Here is a 285-nt window from a genome sequence, read left to right as displayed (position 1 = left end):
TGTAGGCCAGGCGGTCCTCGGGGTACGCCGGGTCCAGTGGCACATAGGCGCCGCCAGCCTTGAGGATCGCCAGCAGGCCGACCACCATCTCCAGGCTGCGCTCGCAGGCCAGGCCCACCAGCACCTCTGGCCCGATGCCCTGGGCAATCAACGCATGGGCCATCTGGTTGGCGCGTTCGTTGAGTTCGCGGTAGCTGAGCTGGGCGTCACCCAGGGTCAGCGCGATGGAGCCCGGCGCACGCGCAGCCTGGGCTTCGATCAGTTCATGGAGGCAGCGCTGGCTGG

At 68.8% G+C, this 285-nt stretch carries 1 protein-coding gene; it reads right to left on the bottom strand.

Annotated elements, in window-relative coordinates; translation table 11 throughout:
* Positions 1-285, bottom strand: a 285-nt coding sequence (locus QMX96_RS26800; protein ID WP_282362735.1) for an AMP-binding protein, incomplete at both ends; no start/stop codon positions are given.

It is taken from the genome of Pseudomonas sp. PS01300, from assembly GCF_029960155.1.
In the GTDB taxonomy this organism is placed as follows: domain Bacteria; phylum Pseudomonadota; class Gammaproteobacteria; order Pseudomonadales; family Pseudomonadaceae; genus Aquipseudomonas; species Aquipseudomonas palmensis.
This window is presented reverse-complemented; position numbering and strand designations above follow the sequence as displayed.